This window comes from Pelagibius litoralis (assembly GCF_011683915.1).
In the GTDB taxonomy this organism is placed as follows: domain Bacteria; phylum Pseudomonadota; class Alphaproteobacteria; order Kiloniellales; family Kiloniellaceae; genus Pelagibius; species Pelagibius litoralis.
Genome location: NZ_JAAQPH010000017.1, coordinates 73,698 through 99,930 on the forward strand (window position 1 = coordinate 73,698; position 26,233 = coordinate 99,930).

Sequence of the window (26,233 nt, forward strand, 5' to 3'; positions counted from 1 at the left end):
CTGGCCCCCAAGCTTAGGTTTGGGGGCCGCCGTTCAACGGCAATGGCAGTATGTTAATCTATGCTCTAAAGCGCGGCGCTCTGGCACTGTTGGTCGCCTTCACGATCAGCCTCGTCGCCTTTTTGCTGCTCAACTTCGCCACCGATCCGGCCAGTCTGATGGCCGGCGATGAAGCCGATATCGCCGATGTCGAACTGATCCGCAAGCAGTTCGGGTTCGACCGCCCGCTCTATGTACAGTACTTCTCCTGGCTGGGCAGTGTATTCCAGGGTGATTTCGGCGACAGCCTCTATTGGCGCTCGCCGGTCGTCGACCTGGTCGTGCGGCACTTCCCGGTCACCTTGGCCCTGGCCGGGTCGTCCATTCTGGTGACGATCCTGGTCGCCATCCCTCTCGGTGCGGCGGCGGCGCTGAATCCAAACACTCTGATCGACCGGATCGCATTGAGCCTGGCCGTGGCCGCTCAGGCGGTTCCGAATTTCTGGCTCGGCGTGATGGCGATCATGCTGTTGGCCGTGACGTTTCCGATCTTCCCGGTATCCGGCGCCGAAACCTGGTGGCACTTCGTGCTGCCGGCCTTTGTTCTCGGGCTCTCCTCGGTTCCCTCCGTGATGCGTCTGACGCGCACCGGATTGTTGGAGGTCATGGCCTCCGATTACATTCGTACGGCCCGGGCAAAGGGTTATCGCGGCCTCGGGCTGCTGCGGCGTCATGCCATGCGCAATGCGCTTTTGCCGGTAGTAAGTATTCTGGCGGTTCAACTCGGCGAAAAGCTTGGCGGTTCGCTGGTCACGGAAAGCGTTTTCGCCATCAACGGTCTGGGTCGCCTGGCCATTGAAAGCATCATCGGGGGTGACGTACCAACGGTGCAGATGCTTGTTTTCATCTTCGCGCTCACGTTCGTTCTTTTCACCTTTCTGGCTGACCTCCTCAATGCCTGGCTCGACCCACGGATAAGGCTCGGCTGATGGCGGCTCTCGACACTGAACTGGAGCTTGTCGGTGAGGACTCGCGTCATGCCCTGGTTCGCCGCGCCTTGCAGCATAAGGGCTTTCTCTTCGGAGCGGCCGTTATTGCCGTGATCTGCGCCATGGCGTTGCTGGCCCCGCTTCTGGCGCCCTTCGACTATACCCAGCAGAATCTCGGTAACCGGCTCGCCTATCCGGTCTGGGCCGGCGGCAGTTGGGACCACCCTCTCGGCACGGATCATCTCGGCCGCGACTATCTCAGTCGCCTTCTCTTCGGAGCACAGATCTCGGTCATCGTCGGCTTCTCGGCGGCGGTTATCGGCTGCGTGATCGGTGTCTCGTTAGGCGTACTCGGCGGCTTCTTCGGCGGCCGGGTCGATCACGCGGTGAGCTTTCTCCTTTCCTGCCAGTTGGCCATGCCAACACTGCTCCTCGGCATGGCCATGGTATTTCTGATCGGACCGTCGGTGACGGTTGTGATCTGCGTCATCGGTGTCCTGCACTGGAACCTCTTTCTGGTCGTCACCCGCGCGGCGACACAACGCGTCCGTCAGCTTGAATTCGTCACCGCATCGAAGGCTTTGGGGGCGGACAAGTTCTCCATCATATGGCGTGACGTCTTGCCTAACCTGACCAGTCATATTCTGGTGATCTTCACCTACGAAGTCGGCAAGGCCATCCTGGCTGAAGCCGCCTTGAGCTTTCTCGGTGTGGGTATACCGGCACCGACACCATCCTGGGGCCTGATGATCGCCGAAGGCAAGGACGCCATGTTCTTCCAACCTTGGCTGGTTGCCATCCCCGGTTTCGCGCTGTTCCTGCTGGTGATCGCGATCAATCTGATGGGCGATGGCCTGCGCGATGTTACCGCGCCGGAGGCCCGGCACTGATGGATCAGCGTGAAGTGCAGCGGCCCGCCGTCACCATCGAGGGCCTGACCGTTACCCTGCCCATTCCCGGTGGCGTGCTGACAGCCGTGAAGGATATGTCGTTCAGCCTGAAGCGCGGCGAAACCCTGGGCATTGTCGGCGAAAGCGGATCGGGCAAGTCGATGACCGCCCATGCGTTGATGGGCCTGCTGCCCAGCGCCGCCCAGTGGACCGCCGAGCGGGTGGAGCTTGGCGGGCACAACCTGCTGACCATGTCGCAGAAGGCGCTGGCGACGGAGGTGCGGGGCCGGGAGGTCGGCATGATCTTCCAGGAGCCGATGACGGCCCTCAATCCGGTCTATTCAATCGGGCGCCAGTTGGCGGAAGGCATGACGCTGCACGGCGGAACGGCGCGCGCTGCCAAAGCGCGGGCGATCGAACTGCTGAACGCTGTCGGTCTGCCCAACCCCGAGGAGCGGTTCAATCAGTATCCGCATCAGTTCTCCGGCGGGCAGCGCCAACGCATCGTGATTGCCATGGCGCTGATGAATGAGCCGGACGTGCTGATCGCCGATGAGCCGACGACGGCCTTGGATGTGACGATACAAAAGCAGATTCTGGACCTGCTGAAAGACCTGCAGGATCGGCTCGGCATCGCCATCATTCTTATCAGCCACGACTTCGGGGTGGTCGCCAATTTCACCGACCGGGTGATGGTGATGCTGAAGGGCGAGGTGGTGGAGCAGGGGGCGACCCGTCAGGTCGTGAGCGATCCGCAGCACGACTACACGCGCCGGCTGATCGACAGTATTCCCAGGCCCTCCGGCCGGATTGCCCAATCCAAACTGCGTCAGCCAATGATAACCGTGGAGGGCGTCAGCCGGAGCTACTACGTGAAGCGCGGACTCTTTGGTCCGGTGCGGGAGATCGCCGCGGTCAATGCCCTGTCGCTGACGGTCGGCAAGGGAGAGACCTTGGCCGTGGTGGGGGAGAGCGGTTCGGGGAAATCCACTCTGTCGCGCCTGATTCTGGGTCTGGAGGCGCCGGACAAAGGACGTATCACGCTCGATGGGGTCGATGTCGGGCAGGTCCCGCAGCTCAAGCGCGCAAGGGTGGTTCAGCCAATTTTCCAGGACCCCTATGGGTCGTTGAACCCGCGCATGTCGGTCAGCGAAATCATCCGCCGGCCCCTGGATATCCACGGTATCGGCTCAAAGGAGGAGCGGCGGCAGAGCGTTCAGGCGGTTATGGAACAGACCGGTCTGACGGCCCGCTTCACCCACGCCTATCCGAACCAGATGTCCGGCGGCCAGCGCCAGCGCGTCGCCATTGCCCGGGCCCTCATCCTTAGGCCGGAGGTGGTGATCTGCGACGAACCGACCAGCGCTCTCGACGTCTCCATTCAGGCGCAGATACTGAGCCTTCTGACGGAGCTGCGCGAAGAACTGGGCCTCACCCTGGTTCTGATCACCCATGACCTGGCGATCGTCGAGCAGATGGCCGACCGGGTGGTCGTCATGCAGAACGGCAAAATCGTAGAAGAGGCCCATACCGATCAGCTGTTTGCCGCGCCGCAGCAGGCCTACACGAAACAGCTTCTGGCGTCGGTTCCAAGCCTTGAGTCGATATCGCGATAGCCTGCGCTGCGTTACCAGCCGTCGACCCGGGGCCAGACCTGACCGTCCGTGGTGTGATAGGCGCCGTAGCCTCCTGCGGCGGTCAGGCAGGCATGGCCCGGGAGTACCCGTACCGTGGAACCGATGGGCAGGCGTTCGTACCATACCGGATCTGCGACCTGAACGGTTCCATGCTCCTGATGCACCGCGTTGATCGACAGGCCGCTGGGCTCCAGCGTCTTCGTATCGCAGAGCCAGCCGTAGTGTGCGCTCGAAAGGAAGGCATTGGCGCCGATGTCCTTGGACATCGCAAGGGCGCCCGCATCCAGTGTCAGGACGCCGGCCTTGCGATTGTGGCCGATCACCGTGGTGAGGACGCTGAGCGCCATATCGTCGAGTGTGCAGATGTTGCGGCTGAGCTGTGACAGATCGCAGAACAGATAGACCCCTGCGCGTACCTCTGTGACACCATCAAAGCTGTCGGCGTGCATCACCGTCGGTGTCGACCCGATGCTGACAACCTCCACGGCCATACCCGCGGCACGCAGCTGCCCGGCTGCTGCGTTCGCGGCAGAAATCTCGGCCTTGGCGACCGACTTCACTTCGGCGATCTGATCCGTTGCGTAAGAGTGACCGGCATGGCTGATGACGCCGCGCAGCTGTAGCCCCAGGGCGCGCCCGATTGCGATCAGTTCGTCGGTCTCGGCCGGTAAGCCGCCACGATGCTCCCCGCAATCGATCTCAATCAGGGCCGGCGCCGTGACTGCGCTTTCGGCCAGGGCTTGTGCCATCTCGATGGAATCGACACAGAGCGTGATCGTTTTCCCGGTTTCGGCCATGATGCCGGCCACCCGGGCAAACTTGTTGGGCGTTATCCCGACCGCATAGAGCAGGTCGTTGAAGCCGGCACGGGCGAAGTACTGTGCTTCTGCAAGCGTCGATACCGTGACATGCGACATCCGTCCGCCGGTCGCGATCCTGGCGACCTCTGCGGACTTCGTGGTCTTCAGGTGCGGCCGCAGCGCGACATTCCTGGCCGCGCAGTGTTCGAGCATCCGCTCGGCGTTGCGTCGGAGCCGTTGCGGATCGAGAATCAGGCAGGGCGTTTCGAAGCCGTCGAACATTCAGGCATCCTTGGCGATTGCCAGAACACGTTCAACATCCGAAGCATTGTTGTAAAGGTGAAAGCCGAAGCGAAGCATGCCGCGGCGAATGGAGAAGCGCGCGCCCTGGGCTTCCAGAGCCCGTGCAATCCGGTTCAGCCGTTCGTCTCCGGTTGTGTAGGTATCGCCAAGCCCCATCTCGCCGACCGTCACCAGATGCGAGCGGCGCGTGGATGGCTCGGCCATCGATACTTTCAGCCCAAGCTCTGCAAAGCCCTCGCGCAGCCGGTCGGCCAGGGCGAGCACATGGCGTTCGATGGCGGGGGTGCCGATCTCCAGAATTTCGCCGAGGGCAACATCCGCCACCGCGATGCCGGTCCAGTTGTAGTTGCCGATCTCGAAGCGGGTTGCGTCGGGCGCATAGGTAAAACCGGTTCCCTCAAATTCGCTCTCATGCCCAGAGTGCATGACGGAGTGCCGGGCGACGAAGGCCGGGCGCAGGCGATCGTTCCATTCGGCATTCACGTAGAGAAAGCCCAACCCCATAAGCCCCAGCAGGCCCTTTGAAGTCGATGTCGCCAAGCCGTCGGCACAGACGTCGTTCACATCGATGTCGAGAACGCCGCAGCTCTGAACGCAGTCGATCAGAAAGAACGCGCCCTTCTCACGGGCGGCCAGGCCGATGCTGCGCAGATCGGTTCGAAAGCAGGGGGTCAGGCTGACTGATGAAGCCGTTACAAGCCTCGTCCTTTCGTCGATGGCTTCGGCCATACGCTCTGCGTCGATATGACCGTTTTTATGCGGAACCTCCCGCATTTCCACGCCTCGGTCACGCAGCGCGAGCCAAAGATAGATGTTGTTGCCGTGTTCCAGTTCGGGCGTCAGGACGACGTTGTCGCCCGCCTCCCAGGGCAGGGCGGTGGCGATGGAGTTCAGGCCTTCGCTTACGTTCTTGAGTACGGCGATCTCATTTGGGTTTGACGCTTTCACAAGTTCCGCGAATTGCGTCCGGCAGCGGTCCAGCATCGGTTTGCGTTCCGACTTCGCCATGTCTGACAGCCAGTGCCCCTCTATCATGCGGTCGGCGGCCGCTTTCGAGGCGTTGGAGATAACCCCGCGCGACCCGACATTCAGATAGATCTGGCGCTCTGCAGCCGGAAAGCGGCTGCGCCAGGTGGGCCATATCTCTGCAGTCTGGACGGTGGTTGTCATGGCGGAAACTTCGTGATTGAAGGGATGGCGGAAAGCATACCGCCATATCCGATCAGGGGAAGCGGGAGGCTATGCCGTTTGCGCATAACCCAAGGCGATATCTCTGTTCGCGGCGGCTCCTGCAACTGACTAGTTTGGCACCTGAAATGAAAGGCAGGTGCGTGTGAAGATGTTTGAGGAGTTCGCCCAGGTAAGGCGCGGCGAAGTAGTCGAGAGCCGGCACTTGGGCGTGGCGGTCGTGGCCAATGCCGACGGCGAGGTGATTGCCGGCTGGGGCGATCCGGATCTGGTTACCTATCCCAGATCCTCCATGAAGCCCTTTCAGGCCCTGGCCCTGGTCGAGTCAGGGGCGGCGGAGGCCTATAAGCTGTCGCCTGAGCATCTGGCGCTCGCCTGTGCTTCCCATCGTGGCGAGGCGCATCACACCGAGCTCGCGGCCGCCTGGCTGTCGCAGATCGGCTGTGAGGTTTCCGATCTTGCCTGCGGCCCTGAGTATCCAAAACACCAGGACACCCAGTTCAAGATGATCCGGGCAGGGCAGGCGTCGTCGTCGCTCCACCACAACTGTTCTGGAAAGCATACCGGCTTCCTGACCGTGTGCCGTCATTGCGGCTACGAGATTGAGGGATATCGCAACGCGGACCATCCCTCTCAGCAACTGTTCTTCAACCTGCTTGCCGACCTTGGTGCGCCCGTCGACCTGCCGTTGGGGGTCGATGGCTGCACGCTGCCGAGCCCGGCGCTGAGCCTTGGCGACACGGCCCGGATCGCCGCCAGGTTCGCGGCCGGCCGGGCGCCGGGGAACCGGGCGGCGGCGATGACCCGCCTGATTGAGGCGATGGGCCGCCATCCCGAATACACCTCCGGCTCCGGTCACCCGATGGTGGCGATTGCCGAAGCGACGGGCCGGCGCGTGGTCTTCAAGGTCGGGGCCGAGGCATTCCTGCTCGCCTTCCTGCCGCAGGACGGCCTCAGCATCGCCTTGAAGGTGGCAGACGGCAATTCGCGTGCGCGCATCCCTGCGCTGATCGCCATTCTGGAAGCCTTGAGGATGATCAGTCGCGCTGAGGCCGAGAGCCTTGCCGGCTTCGCCCGCCCCGTCATCACGAACAGCCGGCAGGAGCCTGTCGGCCAGATCGTCCCGGCATCGTTTGTGAGAGAAAGGCAGAACAAGCCGGAGCGGCATAGCGCCTAGGCTGCTTGGCGCTGGCTAGTGGTCGTCTCGATCCGATGGTTCTGAAAATCGCGGGGAAGGTTGGCTGGCTGGGGGACCTGGATTCCAACCCGCCATATTTTTCCCTTTAAATCAGTATCTTACAGGACGCGTGGACAGGAATGTGCCACAATCCGGTTAAGGCGACAAGCCTCTTCAAAGCAGCCCGCGAAGCCGAGGAACCCGAGCGCCGCGCCCAGGGTGTGGTGGAGAAACTGCCCCTCAAACAAACCAGCCGGATCGAGCCACCAGGCCTACCGCCAGCCCCGCCGGGATCAGCGGCAGGGTTAGCACGTCGGGCAGGATGAAATGCTTGGCGTCGATGACCGCCAACGCCAGCAGCGCCCAGCCCAGAGCCGCCGTCGGCCAGGCGCAGCGCGGCGGGCGGTGGAACGAGCTGGGCGTCTTCGCCTCCGATGGTGGCCTCGACTATGCCATCAGCCTGTCGGATGAGCGATCTTTGCCAGACGCTCACGGGCCAGCTTCAGGGCCCGCTCTTCTACCAACACTTCGAGCGGGCACCAGGACATAGGCCACCCGGCAGTCTAGGGCGCGCGTAGCGCGCTCCAGGCTAGTCATGGTGATCGAGTCGTCGGCTTCGGCCTTCTCGATGGCGACAACTAGGGACGAGCCATCCCGGTCCGCCCGGCCAGCTGTCGGGTGGTTATCCCGAGAGCTTCCCGGATGGCCTTCACCCAGCCGCGCGCAGGACGCGCAAGTTCATCGATAGCTCCAAGCGAATTTAGGCGCTTATCGATTTGGCGCCGGGCCATCGCCCGTTCATCGCGCTGCATCATGATCATCCATATGTTTTCGGACCTCTTCTATTTGATCATATAAATACGATCAAATAGATCAAATCAATCATGCGTATATGATCGATTACTCCGTGATGAGGAAAGGTCGTGCGCTTCTTGTGTCGGGCTGGGGCAACCCTGGAACACGGCTGAAGGCGGGATCCGCTGCGAGGTGGGGATTGCGCGCGGCAAAGCAATCTACAGTGCTTGTCGGAAATCCTCGAACCATGAGGTCGTGGAGAATGAACAGGTTCTCTGCCTTGCTCCCGAGAAGAGATCTGCCACCGAGCGAGGCGATGATCTCCGCGAGATCCGCTTCGTCCGAAACCTGCGTTCCACATGAATCGCCTGAGCTCATGGCGGACTCCTTCGATGCGCATGTTCGAACGCAGTTCAATGAGAAACAACCCTCAGCGCGCCGCCGCGCCGATAGGTCTGGCACCCGGGCATCTGGTGGCGCAGGTCGTACTCGGCCCACCCGTCCGCACATTGGAAGCCCCACAAGAGCGAATCAAACCAAGGTGCAAAGTCCGATCGCATTTCTTCGCGCCACGTGCCGCGTTCGCTCTCAGCGATCTCCTGCCGCAGCCTCCTCTCGAACTCGTCCATCATGTCATCGTTCCCCTGTGGTAAGTCGGTCTGCCATGTTGCCGATCAATGGCGTGGCTTGAGGAAGTCCTCGCGGTCCGGGTCGTAGGCGGGCGCGTCGAAGCGGAACCCAGCAGCTTCGTGGAGCGCGTTCTTCATCGCTGAGCGGTTTCCTGGCCATGACCTTCAGGCCTCCTGTGTGAGTAGGAAATGCAAAGTCCTCGTGAGCCCAATTTTTGCGCCTGAGAGCGGGATTTCTATCGGGTTGGCTCCGTAGGCACCGAGAGGATCGGAAATTCGGCTCTCGGCTGAAAAATCGGACCCTGCCGGCGATGTCATGAGGGAGACTCCCCCTCTGCCGAGGCACTACGCCACTGCGGGCGGGCCTTCGGCGGCCGGCCGCGCCGCTTCGTCGCCGTGGTCTCGGTTGGCGGCCGGGCCACCGCCGCCTGGCGGGTACGGTTCGGCACCGGATCGGGCAGGGCCTTCACCTCGCACAGCGGCTTCAGAACACGGATCCAGCAGCCGGGCCAAAGCCTCTTGCGCGCCAGGGGGAAGGCTTTGCGCAGCTCGCCCGGATCATCGGACCAGTTGATCTGGGCCCGCGCTTTCGTTGCTCGGGCAGTTCTTGGCGGGCTGCGACGATGAGCCATGCCAGCTCCAGGCGACGCAGTTGCTCTTTGTCTCCCGGTGGGACAGCTTCGAGCCTGACGACCAGCAAGCCGCTCCGCCTGGAAATGACTCTCGAGAGCACTGCGGCGGATGAAGTTCGCGGCAATCGGCGGGACTTGTTCCCTCGGCCGAGTTCAACACGGGAGCGCGTGATGTGCTGCCTGATCCTTGCACGGCGATTCTTGGTCGAGCCGATGTAGAGCTGCAGCGGCGCACTGGGGACGACCAGTCCATAGACGCTGGGCGCGGTGGCCTCCGCCGGTGCATGAGGCGGGCCTGTCAAATCCAGCACCCAGATCGGAACGTCCTTCGTGGTGAGGGCATAAAGCAGCATCGCTTCCTCCTTGGCTGAGCCAACGATGGGTCGGAAGCGGAGGCAAGATCAACGAAACCTTTCGGCGAAAATTCAGATATTTGCGTTGAGCCGGCCGGCCAGCGCTATGGGTGTTTGCTTTGAGGTGTGGGGTCGGGCTTCCCGCGAAGCCCCTCAAGGGGCCTCTCGAGGCCACGTCCTGCCTCGCGATTCCGTGCTTGGGACCGTATCGATAACTCCTATGAGCGATGATGTCGGAACGGGCGGAAACAACATCCTGGAGCAAAGGCCCGAGAAAGAGGTGGCTCACCTTGGTTTGGGACAATCATGTTAGCTTCTTGCTCAAGAAGGTATGCCGTCGCAACTGATTTGAGATGGGGCGCTGTTGAATCTGAGCCATTGGGCTGTGTTTAAAGATGGGCCGAACAAGGACAACGCAGTGAAGTGGTCCAACGCCTATGAGAGAGTGTGGCGCGGGCCAATTGCGCTGTAGAGTTTGGGCGGGATTGGGGTCGCGGCTGCCTGATACCCATCGAAGCGGCCATTTGGTCGGGCACTCATCCCTCGTGACGGATCGTCTCTTCGATTCGCTGAAGCAATGCAGTCGACAATACTGTCGGCCGGTCGTTTGCGTAGTATGGAACGAGTGCAGCTTTTGGCAGAGCTGGCAGGTGACGATTGGCGGCCAAGATTTTCATTTCCGATGGAATACTGCCCCGGATTACTGCGGAAACGGCGAAGCCAGCCCCCACGAAAGCCAGCACTGCCGCCAGACTATCACTTGATACGACAACCCTATGCGAGATACCGGCATCCGAAAGTGTGCGAAGCACGGTTCTCCGGTAAACGCAGGGTTCCGATATGAGTGCCAGGGTCAATCCCGAGGAATCGTCACTGATCGCAGCTTCCTTCCCTATCCAGACAAGGTCCTCGACAATCAGCGTACCCGCAGGTTCGTCTCCGAGAATCTCCCGCACAAGCACAAGATCAAGATCGCCGGCACGCAAGCTTTCCAGCAGGTTGTCGGCTAGGCCGGCTCTCACTTCCAACGTGACGAGTGGCTGCTCTCGCGAAAAATCGGAAATCGCATGTGCGATCGGATTGAACAGATGGTAGTCGTCGGGAACGCCAACCCTTAGCTCCCCACGAAGTGTGTCGGGCCGATACTGCCTCTCCATCTCATCGAAGCGGTTGACGACATCTCGCGCCTGCTCGAGCAGAGTCCGGCCCGTCGCCGTGAGGTCGCAACGGCGGGTGGTGCGCTCGAAAAGCCGCCGGCCGATATGACCTTCAAGCCGTGCGATCTGATGACTGACCGTCGACTGTGTGAGATTGAGCTTGTTAGCGGCACCAGAAAAACTGCCGGTGTCAGCGACGGAAGTGAAGCTTCTAAGAAGCGTGAGGTCCATTCTTTAACCATCCCTATGACTAGAGCCCTATTCATGGCGCTGCGCCATCAATGGATGAAAACATATCGTTACCGCACCTCGCAAGCTTCCGGCAGGTTGTTAGGCACCGATAGCTCATTCTGCGGAACTCACTGTATTGCGATGAAAGCTGATACACACTTCAACGCTTTAGAATTTTTGCGAAATCTTATCACGATAGAGACTTGCGACCCGCCTGGCCGGGAAGTGGACGCGGCCCGCTACATTCGCAACACTCTGGCCGCGAGCGGAATCCCGGCCGAAATCGATGAATTTCTCCCTGGCCGCGCAAACCTCCTTGCCAAGATTGTCGGCGCAGGTGAGAAGCCCCCTCTTGTTTTCTCCGCGCATCTCGACACCGTGCCGGTTGGTCATCAACCTTGGTCCGTACCACCGTTCTCCGGCGAAATCCGGGAAGGTCGGCTTTTCGGTCGAGGAGCATCGGACATGAAGAGTGGGGTCACTGCGATGGCAGCTGCCGCGGCTCGGCTCGCATCCGGTGGCACATCGCTGGCGGGCGATCTGATATTGGCCTTTTCTGCTGGGGAGAGTTCGAATTGTCTCGGGGCCAAGCGCTTTGTCGAACGCGGGGATATTGCCGACGCCGGCGCAATTCTCGTTAGCGAGCCTTCATCCTTAGGGATCATCGTCTCCGAAATGGGTGTCTTGTGGCTGCGGGCTGTCGCACATGGGCGCCTTGGCCACGTATCAGGCAATTCTGGGGTCAATGCTATTGAAGCAATGTCCGACTTTCTCCGTGACCTCCGCACAATCAATCTGCCATCCCCGGAACATGCCCTGTTGCCCAATCCCTCTATCTGCGTTGGTACTATCTCAGGAGGTTCGGCAGTCAACATCACTCCTGATCGATGTGAGGCAGAGATAGATATTCGTTTGCGGTCGGGCACAGATCAAAAAGTCATTATTTCAATTTTGAAGGACATAGCGCCGCCCGAAATCGAGCTCATCGTTTCTGACTTCAAGCCGCCGGTTGAAACTGCACCGGACCATCCATTCGTGGTGACTTGCATGAGGGCTTTGGAAGTTGGGAGCGGGGCCGCGCCGATACCGCAGGGCGTGGCTTACTATTCCGACGCAACCATCTTCAATGAGGCGCACGGAACCCCTTTTGCGATCATTGGGCCCGGCGACAACGGAATGAGTGGGCAGGTCGACGAGTCTGTAGACCTGAACAACGTCGAACAAGCCATCGAAATTTATTGCCGTATCGCGAAGAGTTGGTTGGCGTCATGAAAACGAGTCTTCCACCCCGCCCGCTAATTGGCATTACCTCAGATCAGGAGATATCTGGCGACTATGCGGCAGAACCTTATTACGCTTTGCGCTCGAACTACGTGACGGTTGTCCTGGCAGCGGGCGGTATTCCCCTCGCACTTCCATACGCGGCCGGTAATATTGGCTCGCTCTTAGACATCCTTGATGCTGTCGTAATCAGCGGCGGTATGTTCGATATTCATCCAAGCATCTACGGTGGGAAAGCCTGTTCGGGCGACCTAAGCCTAAAACCAGAACGGACTGCATTCGAACGAGAACTGGTCTTAGCTGCACTGGCGCGGAACATGCCGATCCTGGGAATTTGCGGTGGAATGCAACTCCTCGGTGCTGTTGTCGGTTCGAAACTCCTGCAGCATATTCCGAGTGAGCTTCCAAGTGCGATTGAGCACATGAAGCCGCGTTGCCCAAACATGCCGGCCCACCCCGTAGAAATTCAGCCACAGACTCGCCTCGCTCAGCTGATCGGCCACCGCTGCATTGATGTAAACAGTGTTCATCACCAGGCGATTGCCGATCCAGGAGAGAAAGCGGTCGTTTCGGCCGTGGCCTCAGACGGGATCGTCGAGGCCATAGAAATTCCAGAAGCGCGCTTCGCTATCGGCGTTCAGTGGCATCCAGAATACAACGTTGCCGGCGAGACAGGCATCTTTACTGGGCTTATCAGCGCGGCCAACGAATACCCCGGCACCAAGGTTCAAACGGATTAATGCTGGGTCGATCCAGAATTATCTATGGAGCTTTCGGAAAATTTTTGCAACTGATCAGCCCCAATCGATCGGTCCGGATTAATTGTTAGTGCATGAACGGTCTCTGATCCATTGGTATAATGGTCTCTGGTACGGGCGGCCGGTATTCGAGCGCAGAGTGTTGGCGCCTGGTTTTGTAGTGTCTCTGCCACTGCTCAATGATGACCTGGGCCTCTGAGAGAGAATAGAAGGCCTCCCCGTTTAGCAGCTCATCGCGGAAATGGGCATTGAAGCTTTCGATGTATCCGTTTTCCCAGGGTGATCTAGGCTCGATGTATGCGGCCCTTGCACCGACCGCAGTGATCCACCTGCGGACGGCTTCAGCAACAAACTCAGGGCCGTAGCACATTGGGAAAGGCATTCGGTGGAGGTCATGACCGCCCGTGTAGCCCTCAGTTAGCTCAAACGAGCGGTCATGGCCGGGCCACGGATCTCTAGAGTGATTGTGTTCCACCACGCACTTCGGCGTCGGACCGACCATGACCAAGGCAGGGTCGGACCAAACCCGCTTGAGCCGGAGTATGGCATTCTTTAGCCTCCGGCGATGCACAACCCCTTTCGCTATTTCAACAGTTCAACCGAGATCATCCGCTCACGGTGATGATGTACGTTCGTTATCCGTTGTCGCTGCGCCAAGCCCAAGATTTGTTGTGCGAGCGTGGCATCGATATCTGCCGCGAAACCGTGCGGTTCTGGTGGACCCGGTTTGGGCCTATTTTGGCTGCGGAGATCCGGAAGCGGCGTGTCCAATACCGGTGCTATTCGCAGTGGCGCTGGCACCTGGATGAGGTGTTCTTGCGGATCAACGGCGAGATTCACTACCTCTGGCGAGCTATCGATCACGAAGGTGAGGTGCTCGAGGTTCTCGCGACGAAACAGCGGGATCGCAGGGCTGCGCTCAAGTTTCTGAAGCGCACGATGAAACGTTACGGTCGACCAAAGGTGATCGTGATGGACCGACTTCGGTCGTATCGAGCAGCGATGAATGTGATCGGTAATGTCGCCGACCAGGAATGCGGACGTTGGCTAAACAACCGGGCGGAAAACTCACACCAGCTATTCCGAAGACGGGAGTGTGCGATGGCGAAATTCCGGAACGTAAAGACTCTGCAGAAATTCACCTCTGTCCACGCCTCGGCCCACAATCATTTCAATCTTGACCGTCACCTGAACTGCCGCGAAACCTTCAAAGAGGACCGCGCCGCCGTTCTGGCAGAATGGCGCCAGTGGCGGCGTGGATATTCCCAGTTGCAGAAATTTGCACACTGCTTCGCGTTTGTCTGACAGTGCCGCCCATTGTGTTCGTTAGCTCAGCTTACCCGATTAAACAACCGGTACCGATCAGGGTTTGCGGTAAAGCTCGAGAGCAGTCTTCCGGCGGCATCGTTCACTGTGGTGTCAGGTGTTCTTGAGCTTACTCTTGCTTCGGTTCTCGATCAGGTCCAGCACGCGGTCGATATCAGCCTCGTTGTTGTAGATGTGTGCGGAGAAGCGAAGCATTCCCCGGCGCACCGTCAGCCGCACTCCGTTGTCGTTGAGATGCTGATAAAGCTCCTTCATCTCAGGATCTCTGGCGACGTCGTGGGTGTTGCGGACGTACTGCCCGGTTGTGACGATGTTCGACAAGTCCGATCCGGAGGGGTCGCCACTGACTTGCATACCAAGCAGGCGCAGACCTTCGGCCAGCTTGCGCGCCAGGCCGGTGACATGAGCCTCGACCTGGGGGATGCCGGTCTCCAGCAGCATGTCCAGCGACGGTTCGACCGCATGGACCGCTGGATAGTTGTAGTTGCCGGCGTCGAACCGACGCGCCCCTGGCATCAGCACGTATTCGTCGCCGCCGACCGAGGCTTCGTGATGGCCAGCTTCGCCAAGGTCGACGCTGAAGCGCGCAAGTGCCGCCGGCGCCATCACCTCTGCCCATTCGCGTCGGCAATAGAGGAAACCCAGGCCGTAGAGGCCTAGCAACCCTTTCTGCGTCGATACCGCAAGCCCGTCGATCATCAGCCGCTGTACATCGCTGTCGATCAGGCCGACAGACTGCGCGCCGTCCAACAGGAGGAAGCTGCCGTTCTCCCGGCAGGCGCGGCCCAGAGGCTCGATTTCAACGCGCAGGCCCGGGGAGAAAGTGACCTGGGACAGTGTCACCAGCCTCGTACGCTCGTCGATCGCGGCGATCATCGCCTCTATGTCGATGGCGCCTTCGCTGTCGCGCACTGTCCGGATCTCCACGCCGAGGCGAGTCCGCAAGTTGAGCCAGGGATAAATGTTGTTCGGGTGTTCAGCAGCTGTGCAGAGGACGACATTGTCGCCGGGTTGCCACGGGATCGCCCCGGCGACGATGTTCAGTCCGTCGGAAATATTCTTGGTGAAGGCGATCTCGTCCGGGTGGGCGTTGATCAGGCGGGCGAACTTGCCGCGCACAGACTCCACCTTGGCGAAATAGGCGTCCTTGTCGGCGCGGCCATCCCGCAGCTCTTCGAGGTGGTGTTGAAGCGCCGTTTCAACATCGAGCGAGAGAAGGCCGCGTGCGGCGACATTGAGATAGGTCGTGCGCTCCGCACCCGGAAACCGCTGGCGCAGGGACTCAAAGGCCGATGAGTCTGGTGGCGCTACGGGGCGGTGCCAACGCTGCTGATCTGGGTGGCTGCTACTCATTTCGCCGCCACCATACTTTGTTCGGTGGCCGGTAGTACCGGATGGATTGCGTGCACTTTCTTGAAAAAGTCGGTGAGGCCATCCGCCAGGGCATCGAACAGCAAGGCGCCCTTGGCCGCAGTACCCAACTGCGGGTTGTCGGTATAGCCGAGGCCCAGACCGGAACGCCGGGCGGCCAGATAGACCCTGGTGCCGTCGACGATCACCTTCGACTCACGGGTGGGCGAAGGGGCCGGGATGCCGTCGGTGACCAAGTCAGGAGTAAGGTGCTGCATTATCGAGGTTTCAAACTCACCGGCATGACCAAGAGGCACAGAGAGTGGGGTTTTCACGATTGACCAACAGTCTGCGCCGGTAATGGTCACATCGTTATGGTTGTTGATCTCCCGCGCCACAATGCTGACGTAGTTCGAGTTTCCGCCGTGTCCGTTGATAATGGCAATGCGGTGGAAACCGGAGTCTATGAGGCTTTCCGACAGTTCCATGAGCACGGCAATCATCGTGTGGCCGCTCAGCGTCAGGACGCCGGGGTGCGGTTTATGGTGATGGGACACGCCATAGGCCACCGTTGGTGCAACGAGGACCCTGATATCTGGGAAAGCACGCTCCGCCGCCTCGAAGCAGACACGCTTCACTATCTCTGTGTCCGTGTTGACCGGCAGGTGCGGTCCGTGCTGCTCAATGGCCCCGACGGGGAGGACGGCCAGACTGTCGGGCGCCACCGCGCGGATCTCCTCGCGCGTAAGAGTCGCCAACTCCAACATCTTTCCGGAACCCATTCTACCTTCCTCCAATGTCTTTCTAGAATGCATTCAGTATACGGTATGCATAAAAGAGACTAGCGAGAACCTCAGCGAGATGCAAGCTCTGCTAACTGATTTTGTGGAGGGCGGCGCCGATGGTGCGAGAGGCGGGAATGCCGCGACAGCATGGCAGCTTTCGGGAAAGAGCAGCAACCCACCTGCCGGCAAATCGAAACAGACGGCGATACCGTCGGGGTCAAGGTTTCGCTTTCGCTCTATCCGCAGCCTGTAAGTCGTCGAGATTGGCTAGGCGCAAAGCTTCGCCGCTCGACTGACATCTTTAGGGTAGGCTTGGCTCTGGAGATCGTTCTCTGCACGTTGGTGGCGTAGCGCAGCGTTACGGCCGGCAACCTCGCCGCTGACTATGCACTCGGCAGCATTTTCACTACCCAGATAAAGATGGCCGAACGCTTTGCCGCATTCGCGGGCCACATAGAGGCCGGGGATCGGCTTGCCGAAAGGATCAAGCACGAACTGCTCTTTGTCGCGCGTGGGCCCACCTTGCGTATTTGAGAGGGTTTGGTGGACCTCGGTGACACAGAACGGCGGCTCCTGAGAGCAGGGGATTGCAAACCGGCTCCGAGAGCACTTTCAAAATGAGTTGGCTGAATTATTGGTATACGGTATTCTTAATATGGTTGTAGAGAAGCAATCTAAGAAATGGAGGCGGGGACAATGAAAACATTTGTTTTTAGATGGCTGGCCGCGATGGCCCTGAGCGTGGGCTTCGCGGTAGGCGCCGTGGCACAGGCCAAAGCGGCGGAACTGCGGATCGGAATGGACGGGGCGATCAGTTCGATAGACCCGCTGTATCACAACAATGGCAATAACCTGATGGTGTCGGCACACATATTCGACCCATTGGTGGACAGGGATGAAAAAGGTGAGCTGATTCCAGGCTTGGCTCAGTCGTGGCAATTGGTGAACGATAGGCTTTGGGAGTTCAAACTACGCCCCGGTGTTAGGTTTCATGACGGTGCACCGCTGACAACAGGAGATATCAAGTTCTCTCTTCAACGCCCGCCCAAGGTCCCGAACAGCCCATCGTCCTATGTCGGTTACGTGAGATCGATCGAGCGCATAATCCAAGTTGATGAATTAACCCTTCAAATTGAAACAGAGGCACCCGACCCGGAGCTTCCGCGAGATTTATCGTACGTTTATATTCAATCGAAGAAGGCCGCCGAGGGTAAGACAACGGACGATTTCAATAAGGGAGTTGCGGCCGTCGGTACGGGCCCCTTCAAATTCGTCGAATACATCCCCGGCCGGCAGATCGTCCTTGCGCGCAATGATGATTATTGGAGAGGGGTCTCCAATTGGGAAAAGGTAACGATTTTGCCGATCAAAAACAGCGCGGCTCGGCTTGCGGCGCTGCTCACCGGTGATGTCGATGTAGCATCGGGAATCCCAACGGTCGATCTGCCTAAGCTGCGTCAAAATCCCAAAATTGCCATCGTCTCGGGACCGCAAAACCGCGTTTTCTATCTGCAAGTAGACCACCGCGACCAATCGCCCATGACGTTCGACAATGACGGCAATGTGCTTGCAAAGAATCCTTTACAGGATCTACGCGTGCGCCAGGCAATGTCCAAAGCTATCAATAGAGAGCTTCTCATTGATCGACTTCTAGAAGGGCAGGGTACTCCGGCCGGGGAAGCTATTCCGCCGGGGTTTAGGGGTTCGAACCCGAAACTGATCGCTGACGCCTATGATCCGGAAGGTGCAAAAAAGCTCCTGACTGATGCCGGCTTTCCAGACGGGTTTCGTTTGATACTGCACGGCGCCAACGATCGGTATGCGTTCGATGAAAGCATGCCTCAAGCGATTGCTCAGATGTTTTCTCGGATCGGCATCAAGTCGGAAATTGAACTCTCCCCAAACTCCTTGTTCCGAAAGCGTGGTAAGGCCGGTGAACTCAGCCTCCAGTTCGGTGGTTGGGGGAATTCCAGCGCGGTTTCGATGCTGGTTGCTGTCATGCATTCTCCCGACAAGGAAAAGGGTTTCGGATCTTCGAACAGAGGGCGGTATTCGAACTCGGAGTTCGACGAATTCCTCGAGCAGACTCTTGCAACGATGAACCCAGAGGAACGGCTCGCGTCGATCCGGAAAGCCACTGAAATGGCCATGAAGGATCTCGCGGTCATCCCATTGTTTTGGACCGAGTTCGCATGGGGTATGCGAAACGATCTCTTGATGAAGCCCAATTCTCGAGGGCTGACCTTTGCGAAGGACGTTAAACCAAATTGAGAGAAGGCTTGGCTGACCCTGGTTCAGGTTTTGGCGTACATAGGCCCGAATGGTGGTGCTTTCGCCATTCGGGCCGTCCCTGCGCAAGGGGTTGCTCGCCCGCTGATATGATGACCTTTTCGAAAACCTGAAAAGCTATCGGAAGAGGCTTTCCATTTTTCTGGGCAAAGCCTGGCCCATTCTGTTACCAGGGTTATGGCAAGTTTCGATATCGCCTCTGCGAGCCAGGAGATACCCCTTCACTACAATTTCTGGAGGGGTACGTAGACTCTCCCACCAAACAGCTTTCGACTGGTACGCACAATCGAGATGCCGGAGACGGATTCTTCAGTATCCGAGTTTTCCTTATCAACAGAAAGTGTCATGAAGCCGGACGGATGCTCTATACAGAAGTCAATCTTGTGGCCAGCTGGATTGAGGGTGGCAATTTCGGAAGCTACTGTCCCCGATAGCACCGAGGCCATCGTCAAGCAAACCGCACCAGAACCGGAATAAGCAGCATGACAGCGGGCCGGCGAACCGGGGTGGGTTGCCAATTTGCGTGACGCTATCGAACCTTTTTCTTGCGGCGGTGCGATCATGATTGAGCCTGGTGAGGTGTTGTTTGCAAAATCCTCAAGGCCGATCAATCGACCAGCTTCTTGCCTGATCGGTTCGATCTGTGCGGCAAGCGCCTCGTCCGCATCTAGCTCTTTCTTGCTCTCGTAGCCTGTTCTGCCAAATGAGTCGGCACGAAAGACTATGCATACCGTGCCGCCGGCATCGACAACTGTGATAGGGACCCCATTGACCACATCGAGTCTGTGGCCTGTTGGGAAAAGTGCGCCAACAAGGTTTCCAAAGGGGGGCCGGTAGGTCACCAATACCGGAGCTGACGTACCGGCCACCCCGTCGATTGCGGTGTCGCCCTCATATGTGACGGCGCCTTGTGGTGTCTTCACTTTGGAAGTGTAGTTCATCTGAGAATTCACGGCAAAGATACGCACCTCCGTTTCGTCACTCGATGCTGTTACAAGACCGTTTTCGACAGCAAAAGGGCCAACAGATGTCCCCATGTTCACGCTGTTCCCAAACCCGTCGATTCTCGTGCTGTGCGGAGTGATTTGAAGAAATGTGTAGTCAACATCAGCTTCCGGCCTTTGCGACTTTGAAACAATGATGACCTTGTTGGATAGCGTTTCCGCGCCGCCGACGCCGTCTATTTGACCTGGGTGTTCGGGGTTCAGTGCCGCCAGAATGATCCGATTCCGAAAATTCTCATCGCTCGGTAAGTCAGAAGCTAGGAACACGGGGCCCTTGGAAGTGGCGCCTCGATACAGAGAACAAGGAATTCCAACAAGACCACCTGCGATTTCGAGGGATGGGGTTTCGAGCCAGTCAGCTAGCGATGGTGTATCGGGCTTGTCAGGCATTTCGGCGGATTTTTTCATGCTGGTATTCCTCCAGATAGGTAATGGCCATTTCCTGCTACGAGCAGGTATCGAGGGAAGGTGCTCGGCGGAACTGATTGCACCCGCTAACCATGATCCGCTCCAAGGGAGAGCTAGTGCATTTCCAAACAAACTATTGAGTGCTGAGCCGTCGTTTGGGTCAAAGAGCCAAGATCAAACAGGTTCAGGGACCCTTCGACCCAATGTTTCACCAAAGCATGGTAATGGTATACTGAATACGAATTTAAGGGAACTCTATTGTCCTGCCTCTTGAGCACTTTTCGAGACGGCGCACTCCGGAGGTTGGGAGTAGGCAGCCCTGGACTGGAGGGTTTGCTCGGACGACGGCCGAGTGAAACTTCACATCGGGCAATGCTTGTTCATCACTTGATTTCTGCCGCCATTGGAAATGAGGCGACTATCCAACGAACGCCATTGGCGGAGCACGGTTTCTGGCCCAGCGCGCTCGACCCAAGGCGCCCATAAGCATAGAGGCTTGTCGAATCGTAAACTCGGCAGAGCATGGCGGCATCACCGGTTTATCGTCGACTTGTTTCGGGAAAGGACGCCGCGATGCAGGAGCATGCCGCATCGTATTCCGTCCGTCTTTTGTTATGTTGACAGTAGAGTATGTTAGGCAATTACTTTCCGTTTCATGACAATTAATATTTATGAATAGTATACGAAAGAAGGAGTGATATTTAGAGCGCAATATTGGTTTCATATTATTCATTATTTAGTTTCAGGAAAATCCCGAAATTTCCAGTGTAATAGGGCAGCGTATTTGCTGTGTCCGGCCACCGGGTTTCAGGCAGCCTCCGAGGAGATTTTTAAAAAAGTTGGCTGTACTCATTGTATACGGTATACTGTGCGCGGCCGTATAAAGACAACCTAAGCAATGGAGGCAGGGATGATGAAATTATCTGTTTTGAAATCACTGGCGGCTGTGATCCTGAGTGCCGGCATCACGGCAGGCGCCTTGGCGGAGACCAATGGGACCGAGCTTCGAATCGGTGTCAGCGGCGCTTTCAATTCGGTGGATCCGATGTTCCACAATCTCACGCCTAACCTGGATGTTTCGAAGCACCTTTTCGATGGTTTGGTTAAGCTTGATGAGAACCTGGAACTGAAGCCGGGTCTGGCTCAGTCGTGGAAGCTGGTGAACGATACCGTTTGGGAGTTCAAACTGCGCCCCGGCGTGAAATTCCACGATGGCAAGCTGCTGATGCCGGAGGATGTTATCTTCTCCATTGAACGCGCGCCCAACGTACCGAACAGCCCCTCTTCGTTTGCCGGTTATGTGACGTCCGTTGAGAGGGTTATTGAAATTGATCCGTTGACGATCCACGTCGAAACCAAGGAGCCCAATCCAACCCTGCCCCGGGACTTGGTCAATATATCTATTCTGTCGAAGAGCGCGGCCGAAGGTAAGACAACAGACGACTTTAACAAGGGGGCAGCCGCTGTCGGCACAGGCCCCTTCAAGTTCGTCGAGTTTGAGCACGGCAGACGCATTGTCCTTGCCCGTAACGGCGGCTACTGGGGTGAAATGCCGGCTTGGGAGAAAGTGACCATCCTGCCGATCACGAATAGCGCAGCTCGCGTCGCGTCGCTGCTTACCGGTGACGTCGATGTAATTGCCGGGATACCACCGATTGATCTGCCGAAGCTTCGGGAGAATTCGAAGATCACGATAGTTTCGGGGCCGCAGTCTCGCATCTTCTATCTGCAGATCGACCACCGCGACCGAGCGCCTATGGTATTCAATAACGATGGCGAAGTGTTCGACAAGAATCCACTTCAAGACCTGCGCGTCCGACAGGCAATGTCCAAGGCAATCAACCGCCAGCTTCTGATAGACCGGGTGATGGAGGGGGAGGCTGTTCCGGCGGGTCAGATCTTGCCAAATGGGTTCTACGGGGCCAATCCGACGCTTGACCAGGCTGACGCATACGATCCGGAAGGCGCCAGGAAACTATTGACCGAGGCTGGTTACCCGGACGGCTTTCGTATGACGCTAACCACCTCGCATGACCGTTATCCAACTGCGGAGAGCATGGTCCAGGCAATTGCTCAGATGTTGACACGGGTAGGTATCAAAACCGATGTCGAACTGGCCCCCCACTCTATCTTCCGCAAGCGCGGCAGGGCGGGAGAGCTCAGCGTTCAGTTTGGCGGTTGGGGCAACGACGGTGCCACGTCTTTTATGGTGGGCGTTTTGCATACGCCTGATAAGGAAAGGGGATTTGGACCTGCGAACCGTGGTGTTTATTCCAATCCGGCATTCGATCAGGCTCTGGAGGAAGCGCTTCGTACGATGGATGTGGACGAGCGCCTGGGTAAGATTCGTAAGGCGACCGAAATGGTTATAAACGACCTTGCGATTATCCCGCTTTACTGGGCGACGCATTCGTGGGGGATGCGGAAAGACCTCGCTTTCATTCCCAATCCGTTGCAACACACGCCGGCCATGGAAATAAGGCCACGATGAGATAACCTGTGTTTCGCCGATTGTAAACGTCGTGAGACAGCTTTCGTGGGGTTCGAATGGCCTTCGTGCCGTTCGGGCCTCAAGGCGACAGGGTATCTCTCACGGTATTGAGAGCCAGTAGCGGCAATCCATGTTGCCGGAGGGTTCTGACTTATCAGCAAGGCATGGGCCACGTATCTCATCAAGAGCGACATTCCGCCCACTTTCGAGTAACCCATAGTCAGAACTGCGACGATTCTGACCGACAAGGGAAGGGGTCCTCGTAGGCCGGCCCGAGCAGATCGAGGATGGCAACATCAGAGTCAAGCGGCATAGTCCGATGGCTTTGTCGAGAGTCCGCACAGAGCCTCACTCGGCGAAAACTTCGGCGTCATGAAAAGAAAAAAGTGTTACGAAGTGTACCAAGTAGAGGTGGGCGAGTTTTGATGCATACCTCACACTCTGAGACGCCGAGCGCCATCGTCGAGCGTGGCAAGATTGCCGAGGTGCCGCAAAGATTTTGCAAAGATGGGCTGCCAAAGACGGAGAGCGCGAAACATGCTTTATGAAGCAGATAAAAGAAATCTATCGTTAATTGCAGCCGGTGACGCCCTTATTGGCCATCGTTTATCAATACACAATGAAGAACGTTTTAGATTTGTTATAGATCGAATACGAGAGGCAGATGTTTCTTTCGTCAATCTAGAAGTGCTCATACATAGTTTTGAAGGTTTTCCTGCCCAGCATAGCGGCGGCAACTACATGGCCATGCCTCCTTTCATTGCCGAGGAGTTAAAGTGGGCTGGTTTCAACCTTCTATCTCGGGCCAACAACCATGCCATGGATTACTCGCATGGTGGAATGGTCGCGACGTCTCGTTATCTTGATGCTCAAGGCTTGGCTTATTCCGGAGTCGGAGAGAATCTGGCTAAAGCGCGTGCCCCGGTTTACTTGGATACTCCCAAAGGTCGGGTGGCCCTACTTTCGATTTGCTCCACTTGTCCGCCCGGATCGCGGGCGGGGCAGCAACGTCCAGATATCCAGGGGCGGCCCGGCGTGAATGGCTTACGTCATAAAAAGAGATACGTTGTCCCTGCCAGGGAGATTGGAACCTTACGCCGCATTGCCAATAGCATCGGAGAAAGTGATAACGCCGAGGAAAAGCCTGATCAGTGCAATTTCTTGGGTCATGAGTTCGTTTCGGGTGAAAAGCCAGGCGCCTATAGCGAGCCGGATGAATCAGATCTCCAAGCGATGGTTAAGGGCATTGAGGCGGCGAGGCGCCAGGCCGATTTTGTGTTTGTCAGTATTCATCATCACGAGCACGATGAAACCATCGAGATACCGAGCCAATTCGTACAGACCTTCTCCAGAAAATGTATCGATGCAGGCGCGCACGCGGTTATTGGTCATGGCGCCCATATCTTGCAAGGTATTGAAATTTATTCGGGCTATCCAATTCTCTATAGCTTGGGAAATTTCCTTTATCAGAGTCAGACCATTGATTATCTTCCGGCAGAGGTTTACGAAAAGCATGGGCTTGATGAACTACGGTCTTTCCCTGCGGACGCTTTCGACGCTCGCATACAGGGTCGCGCCTTGCTACGTGACTCTCGTTGGTGGGAAACCGTTTTTGCTCGCTGTGACTTCGAAGCAGGCAAGCTGACAACGGTGATCTTACATCCTGTAGAGTTGGGTCAGCATACTCACAGGGCGCAGCACGGGCGCGCGATGATAGCGCGTGATGAAAAAGCGGAGCAAATTATCCAGGATCTAAAGCGGCTGTCTCTGCCCTTTGGTACAAAGATTGATTTTAAAGATGAAGTAGGCGTTGTTAACCTATAAGTTAAATAATCGAGAAACTCGCGGTATGATTTCCATTGCGCCTTGCTCTGGGCTGCCGGTGAGTAGAGTTTCTGAGCCGCAGGTCATGAGTAAAAGAGTTCAAGAACCGCTGCTTCTTTTAGAAAACCGCTAGATCGGATCATGTTTTGACGGAACCACTTCGTGGTTGCGCCAAAACATGTGAATCCGATCGCCATCAAACAGTGAGAGCAGATTCACCCGGTCGATGGATCGCCTTCGGCGATTCCATCCGATCGGGATCTGCTCTAGAACGCGCCGCGCGCATCGACCGGCCAGATGTCGACCAGAGTATCTCCGTCGACCACATGATAGTGGCTGTATAGGTTCACCGTTGGGTCGCAGTGCGGGACAAGACACTCGACACAGTCTCCAATCTCCAATGAGTCATCCTTTGAGCTAAAATAGATTGCCCCGTGCTCGTCGCTTCGTGGTTCATATCGTCTCGAGCGAGACCCACCCTTGTGGATTCTTGGCAGTGCCCCATTACTGCCGGCAAAGTGTTTATGCCCGGCATCGGTTGTGACCATACCAGGCCAGTTTTTGCTGATAACCGTGGTTCGAACAAAAAGTGAGGGTTCAAATAGTGCTCCACCCCGACCGTCCAAATTCACCTCTTGGTATTCGACGTCGCTAAAAACGTAACTCCCATATTGTAATTCTGAATAAACGTCCACTTGAGCATCCACTACTATTGTTCCCATGCTACCGCCTGAGATTTTTTTTACCGTTATCGATTGATCATGCAGCGCTACACAAACTTCGCGAACCATGTTCGCAACGACCTTGGCGCCTTCCATACGCGCTGAGAAATCTGCAAGATGCGACAGGTGACCGGCGTAGGCCTGAAGTCCGATAAACTCAAAGCTCTTATTCTGCGTCAGCAAGCGTGCCAGTTCGACGGCCGATTGTATCGAACTCACTCCTGTTCGATGCCGCCCGGTATCGATATCAAGGTAAACAGGCACCGCTGCATTCGCTTGAGAGGCGTGTGCGGCAAGGCGACGCGCGACATCAATATGGTCAACGACCACCGCCACGCGGCGGCTCACCTTCAGCAACCGCATCAAACGGTCAAACTTTGCATCCGATACGAACGGAGAGGTAATCAAGATATCGTCAATTCCAGCGGCTGCGAAAATCTCCGCTTCCCCGATGTTCGCGACGCAAATTCCTTGTGCTCCAGCATCCAACTGCTTGAGCGCGATCTCCACGCTCTTATGTGTCTTGGTATGGGGCCGAAAGGCACACCTCGCCTCTCTGCAGTGGGAGGCAGCTGTTTGGATATTCCTATCGAGAGCACCGAGATCAATGCTCAAGCAGGGTGTGGTTAAACGTTCTCTCGATCCTGGGAGACCAATCAGCGGCTCATTGGGCCCAAGTTCAAATTCTCGCAATTCATTTGACGCGGTTAGCTCTTTGACCATCTTTGCTCTCTTAAATGCGATAGAGCTAAGCCAGTTTGACCGGCTATGTTTATTTCGACTCCATTCGGCGAAATTACTATCAACTGTTGCAGCGCAGTTCCTTTTCGTAAGTTGGGTTATCTCTGGCCAAGTCATCAACCATCTTGGTGCTGCTACTGGCGTGGAGTTCGTCGCTGTCAAGCCGAAAGCGCTTGACTTCAAGTCAATCTGTCCGCCGTGGCCGGCACATCTCTGCGAGGGTTGATTTTTCTGGTTACAGGCCTGACGAGAGGCGTGTTGCCATAGTGACTGTTGATGATCGCAATTCGACGGGACCCTGAGTTGACGGTACTCTCAGTTGGTTCGGCACGAAGTGAGGTCAATGTGTTCACACTCACAGTAAACACGCCGGGACGTCGGCCATGATCGTAAGATACGCCATGTGCCACGGCTGAAGCGTCAAGAGCTTTGAGGCTGTCTGAGGCGCGACGGGCGGCTTCAAAGCAAGGGCGCGTGATAATCTAGGTGTCGGT

Annotated in this window: 22 protein-coding genes and 1 pseudogene; 10 read left to right on the forward strand and 13 right to left on the reverse strand. The window is 57.4% G+C overall.

Going from position 1 to position 26,233, the window contains the following annotated elements; genetic code table 11:
* Positions 1 to 50: 50 nt before the first annotated feature.
* From HBA54_RS20320 to HBA54_RS20330, 3 genes are read left to right on the forward strand one after another with little or no spacing between them, the layout of a single operon-like run.
* A complete protein-coding gene (locus tag HBA54_RS20320; protein ID WP_167228073.1) occupies positions 51 to 968 on the forward strand; it encodes an ABC transporter permease in 918 nt (305 codons plus the stop codon).
* Positions 968 to 1,858 (forward strand): ABC transporter permease, encoded by an 891-nt coding sequence (locus HBA54_RS20325; RefSeq protein WP_167228075.1) that lies wholly within the window; start codon positions 968 to 970, stop codon positions 1,856 to 1,858. The genes HBA54_RS20320 and HBA54_RS20325 overlap by 1 nt, the downstream gene beginning before the upstream one ends.
* On the forward strand, positions 1,858 to 3,474 hold the full coding sequence (locus HBA54_RS20330; RefSeq protein WP_205944789.1) for an ABC transporter ATP-binding protein: 1,617 nt from the start codon (positions 1,858 to 1,860) through the stop codon (positions 3,472 to 3,474). Before HBA54_RS20325 ends, HBA54_RS20330 begins: the two co-directional genes overlap by 1 nt.
* Before the next feature lie 11 nt (positions 3,475 to 3,485).
* Here the strand turns inward: HBA54_RS20330 and HBA54_RS20335 are convergent, their stop codons facing one another.
* Positions 3,486 to 4,577, reverse strand: a complete 1,092-nt coding sequence (locus HBA54_RS20335; RefSeq protein WP_167228077.1) for an alanine racemase — start codon at positions 4,575 to 4,577, stop codon at positions 3,486 to 3,488.
* On the reverse strand, positions 4,578 to 5,768 hold the full coding sequence (locus tag HBA54_RS20340) for an aminotransferase class V-fold PLP-dependent enzyme (RefSeq protein WP_167228079.1): 1,191 nt from the start codon (positions 5,766 to 5,768) through the stop codon (positions 4,578 to 4,580). It lies immediately after the preceding gene.
* Positions 5,769 to 5,925: 157 nt separating this feature from the next.
* On the opposite strand from HBA54_RS20340, the gene HBA54_RS20345 reads away from it, so the two are divergent.
* On the forward strand, positions 5,926 to 6,963 hold the full coding sequence (locus tag HBA54_RS20345) for an asparaginase (RefSeq protein ID WP_167228081.1): 1,038 nt from the start codon (positions 5,926 to 5,928) through the stop codon (positions 6,961 to 6,963).
* Positions 6,964 to 7,203: 240 nt separating this feature from the next.
* On the opposite strand, the gene HBA54_RS20350 is transcribed toward HBA54_RS20345, so the two are convergent.
* The 4 genes from HBA54_RS20350 to HBA54_RS20365 all read right to left on the reverse strand — a co-directional run bounded on the left by HBA54_RS20350 (position 7,204) and on the right by HBA54_RS20365 (position 10,760).
* Entirely contained in the window at positions 7,204 to 7,335 is a 132-nt protein-coding gene (locus HBA54_RS20350) for a prepilin peptidase (protein ID WP_167228175.1), read from the reverse strand.
* 836 nt (positions 7,336 to 8,171) lie between these two features.
* A complete protein-coding gene (locus HBA54_RS20355) occupies positions 8,172 to 8,390 on the reverse strand; it encodes a hypothetical protein (RefSeq protein ID WP_167228083.1) in 219 nt (72 codons plus the stop codon).
* Positions 8,391 to 8,701: 311 nt separating this feature from the next.
* The gene (locus HBA54_RS20360) at positions 8,702 to 9,019 is read right to left on the reverse strand and encodes a hypothetical protein (RefSeq protein WP_167228085.1); all 318 of its coding nucleotides are present in this window, start codon (positions 9,017 to 9,019) and stop codon (positions 8,702 to 8,704) included.
* An 889-nt stretch (positions 9,020 to 9,908) separates the two neighbouring features.
* Positions 9,909 to 10,760 (reverse strand): LysR family transcriptional regulator, encoded by an 852-nt coding sequence (locus tag HBA54_RS20365; RefSeq protein WP_167228087.1) that lies wholly within the window; start codon positions 10,758 to 10,760, stop codon positions 9,909 to 9,911.
* A gap of 33 nt (positions 10,761 to 10,793) precedes the next feature.
* Between HBA54_RS20365 and HBA54_RS20370 the strand changes: the two genes are divergently transcribed.
* Positions 10,794 to 12,032 carry a M20 family metallopeptidase gene (locus tag HBA54_RS20370; protein ID WP_205944790.1) on the forward strand — a complete coding sequence of 413 codons (1,239 nt, stop codon included), beginning with the start codon at positions 10,794 to 10,796 and terminating at the stop codon, positions 12,030 to 12,032.
* Positions 12,029 to 12,781 carry a gamma-glutamyl-gamma-aminobutyrate hydrolase family protein gene (locus HBA54_RS20375; RefSeq protein ID WP_167228089.1) on the forward strand — a complete coding sequence of 251 codons (753 nt, stop codon included), beginning with the start codon at positions 12,029 to 12,031 and terminating at the stop codon, positions 12,779 to 12,781. Before HBA54_RS20370 ends, HBA54_RS20375 begins: the two co-directional genes overlap by 4 nt.
* A gap of 85 nt (positions 12,782 to 12,866) precedes the next feature.
* On the opposite strand, the pseudogene HBA54_RS20380 reads toward HBA54_RS20375, so the two are convergent.
* A pseudogene (locus HBA54_RS20380) lies at positions 12,867 to 13,160 on the reverse strand (integrase core domain-containing protein); the annotation flags it as partial.
* A 260-nt stretch (positions 13,161 to 13,420) separates the two neighbouring features.
* Between HBA54_RS20380 and HBA54_RS20385 the strand changes: the two are divergent.
* Positions 13,421 to 14,104 (forward strand): IS6 family transposase, encoded by a 684-nt coding sequence (locus HBA54_RS20385; protein WP_240932797.1) that lies wholly within the window; start codon positions 13,421 to 13,423, stop codon positions 14,102 to 14,104.
* A gap of 114 nt (positions 14,105 to 14,218) precedes the next feature.
* Here HBA54_RS20385 and HBA54_RS20390 read toward each other — a convergent pair whose 3' ends face one another.
* The 3 genes from HBA54_RS20390 to HBA54_RS20400 form a co-directional block, all read right to left on the reverse strand.
* The gene (locus HBA54_RS20390; RefSeq protein WP_167228091.1) at positions 14,219 to 15,478 is read right to left on the reverse strand and encodes an aminotransferase class V-fold PLP-dependent enzyme; all 1,260 of its coding nucleotides are present in this window, start codon (positions 15,476 to 15,478) and stop codon (positions 14,219 to 14,221) included.
* A complete protein-coding gene (locus HBA54_RS20395; RefSeq protein WP_167228093.1) occupies positions 15,475 to 16,257 on the reverse strand; it encodes a creatininase family protein in 783 nt (260 codons plus the stop codon). The genes HBA54_RS20390 and HBA54_RS20395 overlap by 4 nt, the downstream gene beginning before the upstream one ends.
* A gap of 270 nt (positions 16,258 to 16,527) precedes the next feature.
* A complete protein-coding gene (locus tag HBA54_RS20400; protein WP_167228095.1) occupies positions 16,528 to 16,752 on the reverse strand; it encodes a hypothetical protein in 225 nt (74 codons plus the stop codon).
* 204 nt (positions 16,753 to 16,956) lie between these two features.
* Between HBA54_RS20400 and HBA54_RS20405 the strand changes: the two genes are divergently transcribed.
* Positions 16,957 to 18,531, forward strand: coding sequence for an ABC transporter substrate-binding protein (locus HBA54_RS20405; protein WP_167228097.1), 1,575 nt, complete (start codon positions 16,957 to 16,959; stop codon positions 18,529 to 18,531).
* 242 nt (positions 18,532 to 18,773) lie between these two features.
* Here HBA54_RS20405 and HBA54_RS20410 read toward each other — a convergent pair whose 3' ends face one another.
* Complete coding sequence (locus tag HBA54_RS20410) at positions 18,774 to 19,961, reverse strand: PrpF domain-containing protein (RefSeq protein WP_167228099.1); 1,188 nt, start codon at positions 19,959 to 19,961, stop codon at positions 18,774 to 18,776.
* A 910-nt stretch (positions 19,962 to 20,871) separates the two neighbouring features.
* Between HBA54_RS20410 and HBA54_RS20415 the strand changes: the two genes are divergently transcribed.
* Both HBA54_RS20415 and HBA54_RS20420 read left to right on the forward strand, forming a co-directional pair.
* Positions 20,872 to 22,452: an ABC transporter substrate-binding protein gene (locus HBA54_RS20415; protein ID WP_167228101.1), complete on the forward strand. Its 1,581-nt coding sequence runs from the start codon at positions 20,872 to 20,874 to the stop codon at positions 22,450 to 22,452.
* A gap of 537 nt (positions 22,453 to 22,989) precedes the next feature.
* Positions 22,990 to 24,276: a CapA family protein gene (locus HBA54_RS20420; protein WP_167228103.1), complete on the forward strand. Its 1,287-nt coding sequence runs from the start codon at positions 22,990 to 22,992 to the stop codon at positions 24,274 to 24,276.
* 266 nt (positions 24,277 to 24,542) lie between these two features.
* Here HBA54_RS20420 and HBA54_RS20425 read toward each other — a convergent pair whose 3' ends face one another.
* Together HBA54_RS20425 and HBA54_RS29915 are read right to left on the reverse strand one after the other, a co-directional pair.
* Positions 24,543 to 25,856: a DSD1 family PLP-dependent enzyme gene (locus tag HBA54_RS20425; RefSeq protein ID WP_322096079.1), complete on the reverse strand. Its 1,314-nt coding sequence runs from the start codon at positions 25,854 to 25,856 to the stop codon at positions 24,543 to 24,545.
* A gap of 62 nt (positions 25,857 to 25,918) precedes the next feature.
* Positions 25,919 to 26,221, reverse strand: coding sequence for a creatininase family protein (locus HBA54_RS29915; protein WP_167228179.1), 303 nt, complete (start codon positions 26,219 to 26,221; stop codon positions 25,919 to 25,921).
* Between the last annotated feature and the right edge of the window lie 12 nt (positions 26,222 to 26,233).